The organism is Streptomyces sp. BBFR51, assembly GCF_044591655.1.
Lineage (GTDB): Bacteria > Actinomycetota > Actinomycetes > Streptomycetales > Streptomycetaceae > Streptomyces.
In genome coordinates this window covers 6,891,837-6,904,575 of the sequence record NZ_CP172448.1, presented here as the reverse complement: position 1 = coordinate 6,904,575, position 12,739 = coordinate 6,891,837, and the positions used below count along the sequence as shown (strand labels likewise).

Here is a 12,739-nt window from a genome sequence, read left to right as displayed (position 1 = left end):
GCGCCCCCGGGTACCGAAGCACGGGACCGGGGGCGCGGCCGTGCGTCAGCCCAGGCGGTGGTCAGCCCAGGTGGATCGACCAGTCCTGCTCGGCGGGCGGCTTGCCGTGCAGGTCGGGGACCTGTTTGAGCCAGGCGGGCCGGCCCCGCCGCGTACGTGCCGCACGGGCGGCGTTCTCGGCGGCGAGTTCCGCACGGCTCGGGAAGCCGGTGGGCAGCCACTCCCGGGAGGCCTGCACGCGCGCGTGCAGGTAGTCCACGTAGGCCGCGCGTACCTTCTCCGGCGTGTCGAGGTCGTCCTCGCAGGTCAACCAGGCCTCCGGCACCCGGCCCACCACCTCGCGCAACAGCTCCCGCGTCACCTTCGGCGCCAGCTCGGCGTCGGCGGCCGGGAGGTCGGGCGCGTAGTGGCCGAGGGCGTGGTGACGGAAGTCGTACGCCTTCTCGGGTGCGGAGGCGCCCCAGCGGTGGTGGAAGACGAGGGCCGCGCCGTGGTCGATCAGCCACAGGCGCGGGGGTGCGGTGCCGAAGGTGGGCCAGACCATGAGGTTCGAGCTGTGCACCGTGCGGTCGACGTTCACGGTGAGGGCGTCCAGCCAGACGACGCGCCCGGCCTCGCCCTCGTCAACCGGGAACACCTCGGCCAGCTCGGGCGTGAGGTCGGCGCCGCCCGACAGATAGTCCATGCCGAGGTTGAGCCCCCCGCTGGCGTTCAGCAGGTCCCGCACCTCCTGGTGCGGTTCGGCGGTCGCGAGCGCCGGGTCGAAGTGCGCGAGGACCAGTTCGGGCACCCGCAGCCCCAGCTCACGGGCCAGCTCGCCGACGACCACCTCGGCGACCAGCGCCTTGCGGCCCTGCGCGGAGCCGGTGAACTTCAGGACGTAGGTGCCGAGGTCGTCGGCCTCGACGACGGCGGGGACGGAGCCGCCGGAGCGCAGGGGCTCGACGTAGCGGGTCGCGGTGACCGTTCTCAACATGAACCCGGGTCACTCGGTGCTGTGGGCTGACGACGAACCACGACTCACTCCTCCCCGGGGCCTCCGGCAGTGAGGAGCAGCGTAACCGAGCGTGACAGTCGCCGGCTCATCCGAAGGAGGCGAGGTGATCGCTGCTGCCGCCGCGCCACTCGATGAGGAAGATGGTCGCGTCGTCGCTGGTGACGCCGCCGCGCTCGTGCTTCAGGGTGTGGGAGAGCATACGCACCACCGCGCGTACTCCGATGTGCTCGCTCGCCACGCGGTTCGTGCACTCGACGAGTTGCTCCTCGCCGAACTGTTCCTCTCCTGTGCGGTGCTCCTCGATCAGGCCGTCGGTGAAGCACAGCACCCGGTCCCCGCGCCGCAGAGTCCGCTCCGTCACGACCGGTTGGTGGCCGCCGAAACCGACCGGCAGGGTGGTGGGGCTCTCCAGCCGGTCCGCGACGGCGTGGTCCCGGATGAGGAGCGGGGCGGGGTGTCCGGCGTTGACCCATTGCAGCTGGCCAGTGCTGATGTCGAGGCGCATCATCTGCGCCGTGACGAAGTGATCGGGTCCGAACTGGTCGCTGATGGCCTTGTCCATGAAGTTGTACACCTCCGCCAGGTCCGTGTCGGAGCGTCTGGCGTGGCGGTAGGCGCCGATGGCGACCGTCGCCATGGTGGCGGCGTCCAGGCCGTGGCCCATCGCGTCGATCATGGCCACGTGGAGAACGTCCTCGTTGAGGGCGTAGTCGAAGCTGTCACCGGCCACGTCGTAGGTGGGTTCCAGGATTCCGGCCACTTCGACCTGGGGGACGGTCATGGACAGGGGCGGCAGCAGTGACCACTGGATCTCGGCGGCCAGGCTCATGGGGGCGCGGCGGCGGGCCTTGAAGAAGAGATCGGTGTAGGAGTCCTTGGTGACGATCATGTCGGCCACCAGGCCGGCGAGGCGGCGCAGGAGCCGCCGGTCGTCGTCGTCGACCTCGTCCAGCGTCACGACCATCACGCCGACCTGGTCGCTGCCGTCCAGGAGGGGCAGGTACATGCGGACACCACCCTCCTGCAGCACTTCCACCGCTCGGCGCTGGAGGAACGCGTCACCGGCATGGGACGCCTCCATCGGCTTGGGCTCTCCCACGAGCAGCCGCCGACCGGACAACGGCACCAGAAGCAGCTGTTCGTAGTCCTGCAGCAGGATGGAGACGTCACGTCCGCCGATCGCCGCCACCTCTTCCGCGATGAGCGGGGCGATCAACGAAGGCGGCATTTCGTGAGCCCGGTCGAGCAGAACACCCAGCAACCGCTCGCCGAACCCCTCCGAGCGGTCCACCCCGGCGTCCGATGACTCCCGTTTGCCGTCCGACATCGCGTCCCTTCCTCACCGTCGGAGTCAGCTTCACGCGCCCGGGGGTCCGGCACGCCCATTAGGCCGATAATGGGCCTGTCCCCCGGTACGGGGCAGCCCGTGTAAGGCCTGCCGGCGAGGGAACCCGGGCAGCCCCCTTCGTAGAGAGTCACCCAGATGACCACCAGCACGGACCGCCGCCCGCCCCCGAAAAGCCCCGGCAGTGACTTCGCCCGGTTGTCGAGAAAGATCACGGAGGCCGGGCTGCTGCAGCGCCGCCCCGGCTACTACACGCTCCGGATCGCCGTCGTGGCCGCGCTCTATGCCGGCGGGTGGATCGCCTTCGTGGCGCTCGGCGACACGTGGTGGACCCTGGCGGTGGCCGCGTTCTTGGCGATCGTCTTCGGCCAGGTCGCGCTGGTCGCCCACGATGTGGCGCACCGGCAGGTGTTCCGCCGACGCCGGCTCAGCGACGTGTCCGGACGGATCGCCGGAGCGGGTATCGGGATGGGCTACGGCTGGTGGCAGGACAAGCACACCCGTCACCACGCCAACCCCAACAACGAGGACCTCGATCCCGATGTCGAGCCCGACCTGCTGGTCTGGTCCCCGGAGCAGGCCCGGGCCGCCACGGGGCTCCCCCGGCTGATCGGCCGCTGGCAGGCGTTCCTGTTCTTCCCGCTCCTCACCCTGGAGGGCTTCAACCTGCACGTGGCGAGCGGGAGGGCGCTGGCCAATCGCTCGCTCAGGCACCGGACGCTCGACGGCACCCTGCTGTTCGCCCACTGCGTGGTCTATCTGACGGCCTTGTTCTGGGTCCTGCCGCCCGGCATGGCGATCGCCTTCCTCGCCGTTCACCAGGGCCTGTTCGGCCTGTACCTCGGCTCCCTGTTCGCGCCCAACCACAAGGGCATGCCGATCCTGACGAGCGAGAACCGGCCGGACTTCCTGCGTCGCCAGGTGCTCACCTCGCGCAACGTGAACGGCGGCTGGTTCACCGACGTCGCACTGGGCGGCCTGAACCACCAGATCGAGCACCACCTGTTCCCCAGCATGCCCAGCCCCAACCTCCGCAAGGCCCGCGGCCTCGTCCGGCGCCACTGCCAGGAACTGGACGTGGACTACTTGGAGACCGGACTGATCGCCTCCTACCGGCAGGCCCTCGCCGGCCTCCACGCGGCCGGGGCACCGCTGCGGCAGGCGCGGGTCCGCGCCTAGGACCTCCTGCGGAGAACCTCACGTGCGCGGGGCCTCAGGGCGTGGCGGCCGGGACGGTCTCTCGCGACGGGGTGCGGTCCGGGCGCGGGGAGTCGAGCAGGAACCCGGCCCCCGTGACCTCGATGACGCGCTTCAGGGACTGCGGCGGACGGTGCAGCCGCAGGGTCGCCCCGGTGCTTCTGGCGAGTTCTGAGATCGTGAGGAAGACGTTCAGCCCGCTGACGTCACAGAAGGTGACAGCGGTGAGGTCGACGTCGACGGTGCGGATTCCGTCGTGGAGACACCGGTCCAGGACGGTACGCGCCAGCGAGGCCGTGGTGAGGTCGATCTCCCCCACGAAGGTGGTCAGAGCCCGCGTGCCACGGTCCTCTCGGTGGACGTTCAGTTGTGCAGGGGGCATGGCTCCTCATCCCGCGGGTACGGCGTCCTGGGGCGCGGCGCCGGCCGGAGCGCGCGCCACGTGCCCGCCTTCGGAGTCCCAGACCTCTTCCACGGTCCGGTCGGCCTCGGCATCGGTCCGCAGCCGCGCGGCCTCCGCCATCAACCCGCTCGCCGTGGAGGTCCGCCGCGGGTCACTCGCGGCGGCCATCAGCCACGCGGCCGAGGCGGGCTCGGTCCGCGGCGGAACCACCAGCAGGTTCCAGCGGCCCGCGCGGTACGAGAGCAGCAACAACTCGTGCGGGTCCTGCTCGGCCCGGAACCAGCCCACCTTCACCACATGCCCGGCGACGGGCACCTTGCGCGGCACGACGGGCCACTGACCGGGGTTCACCGTGATCCGGGTGATCCTCCCCCACAGCGGATCGAGCACCGCGGCCAGAGCGGGCAGTTCTGCTTCGAGATCACGTGAGCGCGGCCACCACGCGCCGTCCAGCAGAGCCGGGGCGGAACCGGTGGGGGCGAGCGACAGGCGCGGAGCGGGCGAGCCCGGGAGCAGTCGGCCCTCGGATGTCGTCGGGCGGGAGATGGTCACAGTCATGACGCGGACCCTGCCCCGGGCCGGTCGACCGGCCCGGCGTATTGAATCACCGAAAACGACACAGGCACGAAACCGGTGCTCGAAATATCCTCGGTAGGCTCAGCGTACTCCTCGCGGCGGGGGCGGGACCCGTGCCGCACCGCCCCACCGCCGTGTCCGCGTCGGTCACAGGTTCGCGACGAGTTCGCCGAGGGGGGCCGGTGTCCGTCCGGCGTCGAGCGCCGCGACCAGGAGCCGGCCGTAGCGGATCTTGCGGCCCTTCTTGGTGCTGAGGAAGCGCCGCAACTGCTGCTGCCGGGACCGGCCGTGCTGGGCGGGCTGGCCCAGGAAGGTCTGCCAGGGGCGCAGTTCGCCCTCGGCCGCTATGACCTCCTCGACCCGCGCCGTGCCGAGGGCTCGGATCAGCTCGTCCTCCAGGTCGGCCACGCAGACGAAGAAGTCGCGCGGGGCGCCGACCCGTTGCCAGCCCCGGTCGTAGAAGGGCTCCTCCCGGGCGTCGCACAGCCCCGTCAGGCGCAGGCCGAGACCGGGTGGGCCGAGCAGAGACGCGTAGCGGCCGACGCTCATCGCGCCGCCCATCGACACCACGGCCACGCCCTCGGAGGTCAGGTCCCGGCCCTCCCGCGCCGCCAGCGCCTCGACGGCCGCGAGGTCGCTGGGGCCCTCGAGGAGCACCGCCGTCCGCAGCCCGAGGTCCGCCGCAAGAGCGCCCGCCGTACCGCCGGTGCCGCCGGCCGCCCAGCGGGCGACCTCGTCCCGGAACGCCTCCATGTCCGCCATGCAGCGAGTGTGCACCCGTGCGGGCCGGGACGGCACGGAATATCCGGCTCGTCTCGTCCTCCCTCACGCCTCGCGCAGCGGGTTGGGCAGGGGGCGGTAGCGGGCGTCGGCACCGTCCGCGCCCGTCCAGCGCAGCAGGAGGTTGGTCTTGCCGGGGAGGGTGGGGGCGGCGAGCAGGGCGGGGATCTCGGGGAGGTCGTGGCGGGCCAGGGCGCGGCGGACGGCGGGCCAGGGATCGAGGCCCGGGTGGTGTTCGGTGAGGGCGGCGGCGATCTCGTACAGGTGGTTGACGACCAGGCAGTACACGAGGCGCTCCCAGCCGGCCGCCCGGGGGGTGTCCGGCAGCAGCTTGACGCCCTCCGCGTCCCGGAAGAGGGCCTGCACCGGTGTCCCGGCCGTGTCCACGGCGACCAGCGTGTTCTGCAGATGCGCCTCCAGGACGACGCCGTCGTCGGCGAAGGCGGTCAGCACGGGCGGGACGACGGCGGCGAGATACGCCTCCCACCAGGCCGCCGGGTCCGTGGTGCGGGTCAGCGGGCTGCCGGGGAAGCCCTCCACGAACGCGGCGGCCAGCAGCGGGGTCGCGCCGGGCAGGACGCGCCCGCGCAGCCCGTCGCGGACGACGACGGCCAGTTCCTCGAAGGCGAAGTCGGCGGTGCGGTAGCCGCGGTCGCCGAGCCAGGTCGCAGGAGGCCCGACGGAGGCGAAGGCCTCGGTGACAGCCGTGTCGGTGCGGCGCAGTTTCAGCAGGTCGTGGCGCCACAGGCGGCGGATGTCGTTGGTGATCCGCACGTCGAGGCTGAACTTCAGGAACAGGTCCTGACCGGGGAGGTACTCGGGCGCGTACACCGTGCGGATCGCGGCCGTCGGCCAGGTGAAGAAGCCGGTCGTGCCCAGCCGGACGAGGCGGCCGTCGGCGAAGGCGGGCGCGAGGGCGGCCGCGGTCAGGGCCAGCTGCCAGGGGTGGGCGGGCAGCAGCCGGTAGCCGGGCGGGGCCTTGCCGAGGGCGTCCAGGGCGGCGGTGTCGCCCTCGTCGACGACCGTGTCCTCGCGCACGGCGAGCAGCGTCAGCGGGAAGCGGGCGTGCGCCTCGGGCGCGTACGGCAGCCACCCGGCGTGCGGGCCGCCGCCGCGTGCCTTGGGGGCGGGGTGGTGGGTGTGGCCGGTGAGCAGGGACTGCTCGGAGCGCAGATACGGGTCCGCGGGCGGGGTGGCACGCGCGCGTACGGTCAGCAGCGCGGCCACCGCGTCCCTGCTGTCGGTCATCTCGGTGGGCAGTTCGTGGTTGGGCAGTCCGGTGTGCCGGCGCAGTTCCTCGGCGACCAGCTTCACCAGCTCGGCGTGGTCGACGCGGTGCCAGCCGTCCGCCGTGCGGATCTCCGGTTCGGCGGGCCGGCGCTCCCCGCGCACCCGCAGCGCTCTGCCGCCGGGCAGCCGGTACACCGGCCGGGCGCCGGGACCCGGCAGCGGTTCGGCCACCTCGCGCAGCAGGCAGTTCAGCAGCGGTACGGCCGCGTAGGCGTCGGCACGGCGCGCGACGTCGTCCGGGGAGGCGGCGCCGTCCCGGGGGGCGGCGTCGGCGCCGGTGGGCGGGGGCAGTAGATCCACGCGTTCCACTCGTTCCCTACGGTCGGTCCATGGCGGAGAGGACGGAGACGACGGAGACGATCAGTATGTCTTTCGTTGTCCCGCCTTCGTGACGCCGTACTCGTACCCGAGGAGCCAGCCCGTGCATCGTCCCCGCAGCGCAGAGGCCGAGGTCGCAGACGAGCTGGCGGCCGTCCGTCCCGCTCTGGTCGACCGGTTCACGGCCGAGCGGCCCGGTGCCCGCGCGGCCGTGCTGTCCAGGCTGTGGCGTGCGTTCGCCCATGAGCCGCTGCCGTGGATCGAGGGCCGCGAGCGGGCCGGGGACGAACTGGTCCTCGGTCTTCGGGACGGCCGCCGGCTGACCGGTCCGGCCGCGGACGCGTATCGCACGGACGCGTACGTCCCGGTCGTGCGGCTGGACGAGGCCCCGTACGACGACCCGGGGCGGCTGATGACCGACCTGGCCGTACCGCACTCGGCGGGGTTCGCCGCCGAACTCGGGCACAGCGCGGCGTCGCTGGCGCTCTCGCGCGCGGCGCGGCCCCGGGCGGTGCGGGCGGCGGCGGGGGCGGCGCCGGAGAATCACCCGGACGAGTGGCCGGACAGTGACTGGGGCTGGGAGCGGCGGGTGGTCGACGGGCATCCGTACCACCCCGGCTGCCGTTCGCGGCCGGGTTTCTCGGTGGCGGAGCAGCTCGCGTACGGGCCCGAGCACGGGCCGGTGGTGGGTCTTGGCCTGGTGCCGGTCCCGGCGGCCGAGTGCCTGGTGACGGGGGCGTGGCCCGGGGAACTGCGGGACGGTGCGCGGGTGCTGGTCCCGGTGCATCCGTGGCAGGCCGCGCACGTGCTCAAGCGGCCCTGCGAGGAGGCGTTCGCCGCCCACCCCCTGATGTCCCTGCGGACGCTCGCCGTGCCCGGTGGACCGCACGTCAAAACCGCGCTGAGCGCCCGGCTGACGTCCTCGGTGCGGGACATCTCGGTCGCCTCGATCACCGCGTCGGCGACCCTGTCGTCGTTCGGGGAGGAGCTGGCGGCGCGCATGGACGGCCTGCTCCACGTGACCCGCACCCTGGGCGCGGCCACCGCCCACTCCCCCGACCTGGCCGCCGTACTGCGCGAGTCGCCGCGGGTGTACGCCGCCCGGGGCGAGCACGTCGTCCCCGTGGCGGCGCTGGCGACCACCGAACTGCCCCGCTCCCCCGCCTGGTCGGCCGCCTTCGCCCGGCTGGCGCTCACCGTCGGACTGCGCGCGCTGGAGCTGGGCGTGGCCCTGGAGGCACACGGTCAGAACCTCCTCGTCGTCCTGTCCCCGGCGGGCGACCCGCTGCGCCTGGTCTACCGCGACCTGGCCGACATCCGGGTCAGCCCGGCCCGCCTGGCCCGGCACGGCATCCCCGTCCCCGACCTGCCCGCGCGGATACTCACCGACGACCCCGCTGCGCTGCGCCGCAAGTTGTTCGGTTCGCTGGTGGCGGGCGCGCTGGCGGGGACGACGGGTTCGGGCCCGGCGTTGCGCGGGGCGCTGGAGGCGGCCGTACGCGAACTGCCGCGCACGCAGGACGTCGTGGCCCTGCGCGAGGCTCCGCTGCCGGTGAAGGCGCTGACGCTGATGCGGACTTCGCCGGGGAGGACGGGTGATCTGTGGACGGAGCTGCCCAATCCCCTGCAGTGGAGGTGAAGTCGGGGCATCGCCGCGGTCTCGTTTTGGAGCCCGGCGCCACTGGTCAATAGGATCCGCCGATGATCACAAGAACACGGCTGGCGGCGGGGGCCTGTGCCCTGCTCGCCGCGCTGACGGCCGGGATCGCGTTCCCGGCCACGGCGCACGCCGGTGAACCCACGGGCGAGGACGCGCCGCAGGTCGACCTCGTGCTCGACGTCAGCGGTTCGATGCGGACGCGGGACATCGACGGCGGTACGCGCATGGCCGCGGCGAAGCAGGCGTTCAACGAGGTGCTCGACGCGACGCCCAAGGAGGTGCAGCTCGGGATCCGGACCCTGGGCGCGGACTATCCGGGCGACGACCGCAAGACCGGCTGCAAGGACACCGCGCAGCTCTATCCGGTCGGGCCGCTGGACCGCACCGAGGCGAAGACGGCGGTGGCGACCCTGTCGCCCACCGGCTGGACGCCGATCGGCCCCGCGCTGCTCAAGGCGGCCGACGACTTCGCGGGCGGCGACGGCTCCAAGCGCATCGTGCTGATCAGTGACGGCGAGGACACCTGCGCCCCGCTCGACCCGTGCGAGGTGGCCCGCGAGATAGCCGCCAAGGGCATCGGGCTGACCATCGACACCCTGGGCCTGGTGCCCAACGCCAAGATGCGGCAGCAGCTCAGCTGCATCGCCGAGGCGACCGGTGGCACGTACACCTCGGTCGAGCACACCGACGAACTGACCGACAAGGTCAACCAGTTGGTGGACCGGGCGGCCGACCCGGTGGTGACGCCGGTCGCCACCGAGGGTGCGGACGCGTGCGCGAAGGCGCCGACGCTCAAGTCGGGGCTGTACACGGACCGCGAGGAGTTCGGGCAGCAGCGCTGGTACCGGGTGGACGTGGAGCCGGGCAAGGAGCTGCGCGCCTCGGTGAGCGTGGGCGCCGACCGGGCCGTGAACCCGTCCTACGGGGTGCTGCTGCGGGCGGTGACGGTGCACGGCCGGGAGATCGTGCGCGGTGAGGCGGCGGGCAACGGCCGCACCGACGTGCTCTCGACGGGACTGCGGTACCCGAAGGCGGAGAGCGACGACGACGATGCCGTGGCCGAGGCCGTGTGCCTCCAGGTCACCAACTCCTTCTCCGTCGCCTCCGGTGTGAAGACCACGCCGGGGCTGCCGCTGGAGCTGACCGTCGACGTCGTGGACGGGCCGGGCGACTCCGACGACGTGGCCGCGTTCGGCCTCGGGCGCGGCTGGTGGCTGCTCGGCGTACTGGTGCTCGTCGGCTTCGTCGCCGGTCTGCTGTGGGGCTGGCTGTCGCGCTGGCGGCTCGCGGTCTGGAGGACCAACTGATGCGATTCACCCGAGCGTTGAGTGCCGCGGTGCTGCTCCTCGGTCTCGCCGCGACCCCCGCGGCGGCCGACTCCTCGCCCTCCGCGAGCCCGTCGGACGACGGCGGCGCGCCGACCGAGGCGGGCACGTCCTTCCGTACGGCCACCGAGTTCGAGCAGGGGCAGCAGGCCACGGCGAACGGGTCCGCGGGCGACTACCTGTACTGGTCGTTCCCGGCCGACGCCGGACAGCGTCCCACCGTGGAGGCCACGGTGAAGCTGCCCGAGACCCATGCCGCCCAGACCTGGCGGGTCGACGTGTACGACGGTCTGCGCCGCCGCCAGGCCTGCCAGTACGGCGCCCAGTCCCGCACCGCGGACGCCGGCGCCTCCTCCGTGGAGCTGGCCTGTGTGCTGCGCACCGTGCGTGCCTGGTCCGAGCCGTGGGCCAACGATCCGCTGCCGGGCACGTACTACGTCCGGCTGACCGCGGTGAACGTACCGACGGCCGACCTCGGGGTCCCGGTCTCCACAGAGGTCCGGGTCGGCTCGAAGGACGTCGGCGGGGCCGCGGCGGTGGACGGTTCGCTGGCCGAGCCGCTGGTGCCGGGCATCGCGGTGACGTCCGGCGGGGACGAGGGGGAGGACGCCGGCGACTCGGAGGACCGCGGCGCCGTACTGTCCGCGATCGAGCCGGAGGACGGCTGGTCGTCGGGCTGGTGGTCCGACCGCTGGGTGTGGACCGGGATCGGCGCCGTCCTGGCCGCGCTCGCGGGCATCGGCGGCTACGCGCTGACCCGCGGGTCTGGGCGGCCGTCACGGGTGCCGCCGACGGTCTGATTTCCCCTCAGAGGGCCCGCCCGCCTCCCGGTCGGCGGGCCTTCTGCCGTCTCATCCCTCCCGCAGCGCCTTGGCCGCCGCGCCGTCGCCGCTCACCTCGACCCGGCCGTCCCGCACCGCGTCCCGCAGGGCGATCTCCCCGCGCCCGAGCGCCGCGCACGTCACGGCGTCCAGCACGAGCCGCGCGTCGGGCTCCCCGGGCGCGGGCCCGTCGCCGTACACGGGGCCGTCCTCCGCGTCGCCCGCGTGAAGGTGGAACTCCCCCTCCTCCAGTCGGACTTCGACGAGCCCCTCCCCCGCCCCCGCCTCGCGCAGGGCCCGCCGCAGGGGCAGCGCGAACCAGTGGGCGCGGACGGCGTCGGTGGGCCGCCGCTCCCCCAGCTCGACGGCGCCCCACGCGCCGAGCGCCTCCAGTACCGGCAGCAAGTCGCGCCCCCTCGCGGTGAGTTCGTAGACGTACGCCGCTCCGGGCGGCGGCAGGCGGCGCCGGGTCGTCAGCCCGCCCTGCTCCATGTCCTTCAGCCGCGAGGCGAGTACGTCCGTGCTGACGCCGGGCAGGTCGGCGTGCAGGTCGGTGTAGCGCCGCGGACCGGCGAGCAGCTCCCGGACGATCAGCAGGGTCCAGCGGTCGCCGACGGCGTCGAGCGCGCGGGCGGCGGAACAGTACTGGTCGTAGCTACGGCGAGCACGTGGTGACATGCGACGCAGTGTAGACAAGTTGTTGGACTTTCCAAGCTGCTACTTGGTAAAACCAAGCAACACCAGATTCCGGAGGGGAAGCCGCGCATGGAGTTCCGGCAGTCGAACAAGCTCAGCGAGGTCTGTTACGAGATCCGCGGTCCGGTCATCGAGCAAGCCAACGCGCTGGAGGAGGCGGGGCACAGCGTGCTGCGCCTGAACACCGGCAACCCCGCCCTCTTCGGCTTCGAGGCGCCCGAGGAGATCGTCCAGGACATGATCCGCATGCTGCCGCGGGCACACGGCTACACCGACTCGCGCGGCATCCTCTCCGCCCGCCGGGCCGTCGCCCAGCGCTACCAGGCACTCGGCCTGGAGGTGGACGTGGACGACGTCTTCCTGGGCAACGGCGTCTCCGAGCTGATCTCCATGGCCGTGCAGGCCCTGCTCGAGGACGGCGACGAGGTCCTGATCCCCGCCCCCGACTTCCCCCTCTGGACGGCGGTGACCACCCTCGCGGGCGGGAAGGCGGTGCACTACCTCTGCGACGAGCAGGCGGAGTGGTACCCGGACCTGGCCGACATGGAGTCGAAGATCACCGACCGCACCAAGGCGGTCGTCATCATCAACCCCAACAACCCCACCGGCGCGGTCTACCCCAAGGAGATCGTCGAGGGCATCCTCGACCTCGCCCGCCGGCACGGCCTGATGGTCTTCGCCGACGAGATCTACGACCAGATCCTGTACGACGACGCCGTGCACCACGCGGCCGCCGCCCTCGCCCCCGACCTGGTCGTCCTCACCTTCTGCGGCCTGTCCAAGACGTACCGGGTGGCGGGCTTCCGCTCCGGCTGGCTGGTGGTCACGGGCCCGCGGCAGCACGCACGCGACTACCTGGAGGGCCTGACCATGCTGGCCTCCATGCGCCTGTGCGCCAACGCGCCCGCCCAGTACGCCATCCAGGCCGCGCTCGGCGGCCGCCAGTCCATCCACGAGCTGACCGCTCCGGGCGGGCGACTGCGCGAACAGCGCGACACGGCCTGGGAGAAGCTGAACGACATCCCCGGCGTCTCCTGCGTCAAGCCCAAGGGCGCGCTGTACGCCTTCCCGCGCATCGACCCGGCCGTCCACAGGATCCACGACGACGAGCGCTTCGTCCTGGACCTGCTGCTGCGCGAAAAGATCCAGGTCGTCCAGGGCACCGGCTTCAACTGGCCGTCCCCCGACCACTTCCGCATCCTGACCCTGCCCCACGCGGACGACCTGGAGGCGGCGATCGGCCGCATCGGGCGGTTCCTGAGCGGGTACCGGCAGTAGGCGTCACCCGGTTCACCGGTCCGGAAAGCGTCCGGTCACCAGCGACACCGCCG

Annotated in this window: 12 protein-coding genes; 5 read left to right on the top strand and 7 right to left on the bottom strand. The window is 72.8% G+C overall.

Annotation, left to right across the window (positions count from 1 at the left end):
* Positions 1-61: 61 nt before the first annotated feature.
* Both ACGH7X_RS31520 and ACGH7X_RS31515 read right to left on the bottom strand, forming a co-directional pair.
* Positions 62-976 carry a HipA family kinase gene (locus ACGH7X_RS31520; protein WP_399891498.1) on the bottom strand — a complete coding sequence of 305 codons (915 nt, stop codon included), beginning with the start codon at positions 974-976 and terminating at the stop codon, positions 62-64.
* A gap of 106 nt (positions 977-1,082) precedes the next feature.
* Positions 1,083-2,324, bottom strand: coding sequence for a PP2C family protein-serine/threonine phosphatase (locus tag ACGH7X_RS31515; RefSeq protein ID WP_399891495.1), 1,242 nt, complete (start codon positions 2,322-2,324; stop codon positions 1,083-1,085).
* 156 nt (positions 2,325-2,480) lie between these two features.
* Here ACGH7X_RS31515 and ACGH7X_RS31510 point away from each other — a divergent pair, with 156 nt between their 5' ends.
* Positions 2,481-3,521, top strand: coding sequence for a fatty acid desaturase family protein (locus ACGH7X_RS31510; RefSeq protein WP_399891492.1), 1,041 nt, complete (start codon positions 2,481-2,483; stop codon positions 3,519-3,521).
* A 34-nt stretch (positions 3,522-3,555) separates the two neighbouring features.
* On the opposite strand, the gene ACGH7X_RS31505 is transcribed toward ACGH7X_RS31510, so the two are convergent.
* From ACGH7X_RS31505 to ACGH7X_RS31490, 4 genes are all read right to left on the bottom strand, one after another.
* The gene (locus tag ACGH7X_RS31505) at positions 3,556-3,921 is read right to left on the bottom strand and encodes an STAS domain-containing protein (RefSeq protein WP_399891489.1); all 366 of its coding nucleotides are present in this window, start codon (positions 3,919-3,921) and stop codon (positions 3,556-3,558) included.
* 6 nt (positions 3,922-3,927) lie between these two features.
* The gene (locus tag ACGH7X_RS31500) at positions 3,928-4,500 is read right to left on the bottom strand and encodes a DUF5994 family protein (protein WP_399891487.1); all 573 of its coding nucleotides are present in this window, start codon (positions 4,498-4,500) and stop codon (positions 3,928-3,930) included.
* Positions 4,501-4,665: 165 nt separating this feature from the next.
* Positions 4,666-5,280: a TOPRIM nucleotidyl transferase/hydrolase domain-containing protein gene (locus tag ACGH7X_RS31495; protein ID WP_399891484.1), complete on the bottom strand. Its 615-nt coding sequence runs from the start codon at positions 5,278-5,280 to the stop codon at positions 4,666-4,668.
* Positions 5,281-5,343: 63 nt separating this feature from the next.
* The gene (locus ACGH7X_RS31490) at positions 5,344-6,897 is read right to left on the bottom strand and encodes an IucA/IucC family protein (RefSeq protein ID WP_399891481.1); all 1,554 of its coding nucleotides are present in this window, start codon (positions 6,895-6,897) and stop codon (positions 5,344-5,346) included.
* Positions 6,898-7,009: 112 nt separating this feature from the next.
* Here ACGH7X_RS31490 and ACGH7X_RS31485 point away from each other — a divergent pair, with 112 nt between their 5' ends.
* The 3 genes from ACGH7X_RS31485 (at position 7,010) to ACGH7X_RS31475 (ending at position 10,691) form a co-directional block, all read left to right on the top strand.
* Positions 7,010-8,545 carry an IucA/IucC family protein gene (locus ACGH7X_RS31485; protein WP_399891478.1) on the top strand — a complete coding sequence of 512 codons (1,536 nt, stop codon included), beginning with the start codon at positions 7,010-7,012 and terminating at the stop codon, positions 8,543-8,545.
* Between the two features lie 62 nt (positions 8,546-8,607).
* Positions 8,608-9,873, top strand: coding sequence for a VWA domain-containing protein (locus ACGH7X_RS31480; protein WP_399891475.1), 1,266 nt, complete (start codon positions 8,608-8,610; stop codon positions 9,871-9,873).
* Entirely contained in the window at positions 9,873-10,691 is an 819-nt protein-coding gene (locus ACGH7X_RS31475) for a hypothetical protein (RefSeq protein WP_399891472.1), read from the top strand. Before ACGH7X_RS31480 ends, ACGH7X_RS31475 begins: the two co-directional genes overlap by 1 nt.
* Positions 10,692-10,742: 51 nt before the next feature.
* On the opposite strand, the gene ACGH7X_RS31470 is transcribed toward ACGH7X_RS31475, so the two are convergent.
* Positions 10,743-11,390 carry a winged helix-turn-helix transcriptional regulator gene (locus tag ACGH7X_RS31470; RefSeq protein ID WP_399891470.1) on the bottom strand — a complete coding sequence of 216 codons (648 nt, stop codon included), beginning with the start codon at positions 11,388-11,390 and terminating at the stop codon, positions 10,743-10,745.
* Between the two features lie 87 nt (positions 11,391-11,477).
* Between ACGH7X_RS31470 and ACGH7X_RS31465 the strand changes: the two genes are divergently transcribed.
* Positions 11,478-12,686, top strand: a complete 1,209-nt coding sequence (locus ACGH7X_RS31465) for a pyridoxal phosphate-dependent aminotransferase (RefSeq protein WP_399891467.1) — start codon at positions 11,478-11,480, stop codon at positions 12,684-12,686.
* Positions 12,687-12,739: the final 53 nt, after the last annotated feature.